This is a genomic window from Xenorhabdus kozodoii (assembly GCF_002632875.1).
In the GTDB taxonomy this organism is placed as follows: Bacteria; Pseudomonadota; Gammaproteobacteria; order Enterobacterales; family Enterobacteriaceae; genus Xenorhabdus; species Xenorhabdus kozodoii.
In genome coordinates, this window is record NZ_NJCX01000095.1 from 1 (window position 1) to 841 (window position 841).

At 49.3% G+C, this 841-nt stretch carries 2 protein-coding genes; both read right to left on the bottom strand.

Annotation, left to right across the window (positions count from 1 at the left end; genetic code table 11):
- Window positions 1-115 precede the first annotated feature (115 nt).
- Window positions 116-511, bottom strand: coding sequence for a structural protein (locus tag Xkoz_RS19250; RefSeq protein ID WP_099143529.1), 396 nt, complete (start codon window positions 509-511; stop codon window positions 116-118).
- Window positions 511-831: a phage holin, lambda family gene (locus Xkoz_RS19255; protein ID WP_422646080.1), complete on the bottom strand. Its 321-nt coding sequence runs from the start codon at window positions 829-831 to the stop codon at window positions 511-513. The genes Xkoz_RS19250 and Xkoz_RS19255 overlap by 1 nt, the downstream gene beginning before the upstream one ends.
- Window positions 832-841 lie beyond the last annotated feature (10 nt).

An 841-nucleotide genomic window follows, 5' to 3' on the forward strand; every position in this document is an offset into this window, starting at 1 on the left:
GAGAGGTCGCCACCTGGCGATACTTCTCAGGCTCTATTTCTATAAGCTCGTGATTGGGTTTAGCGCACGTCAGTACGCAGATAAAAAGAAGCCCCGCGAGTGCGAGGCTCAGGATTCAGAGTAAATTAAAGGCTTTTTCGAATATCTCATCGGAATAAGGCTGCTGGCCGTTTTCCATCTGGATCATCGCCTTGACTAACGCCGTCATGGTGGGTTTATGGTTAACGTCAATCACTGAACGACTATCGATACCGACCGACTGGCTCACATAAGCAATATAACCTTCGGTATTATTTTCATTCGGTGGCGCCCAGCGGGAAATAAATTGGCGGATAGTGTTATCACCGTATTTGCGTTCATAATTGCGCAGGATCTTGAACATCGCCCGAATACCGTATTCCGGTGCGACAAACTGGCAAAATGATTTGTCTGTCTGCATATTTCGCAAACCTTGCCATTGATCGCCGTGGCGGATATTGCCCGGATTATTATTGCGAATGCCTCTGGACATTATTTATCTCCCAGCCGTTTATTGATGGCACGAATAGCAAATTCACGCAGTTTCTCGACGCCAATAAAGCCAACCGCACCGCCGAGCGCCGGTGACACACTGGCAGGAATGCCGAACAGCTCTAAGCCGCTGGATATGCCCCACGACAGTGCCCCACACAATAGCGGCTCCACCCATCGGTTCTTACGTTCTACGCCATCGTAAATCAGTCGACCATAGCAAATGGCGATAGCTAAAGCCGAGCCGGATATCTGCGGCCACGAGTTTTTTAGGCCAGCCAGTAGGTCAGCCCATAAATCTGGGTTTTCTTTCATCTTCATATTCCACCCC

Coding starts and splice junctions, on each gene's coding strand:
- Xkoz_RS19250 (WP_099143529.1), bottom strand. CDS start 511: ATGTCCAGAGGCATTCGCAATAATAATCCGGGCAATATCCGCCACGGC.
- Xkoz_RS19255 (WP_422646080.1), bottom strand. CDS start 831: ATGAAGATGAAAGAAAACCCAGATTTATGGGCTGACCTACTGGCTGGC.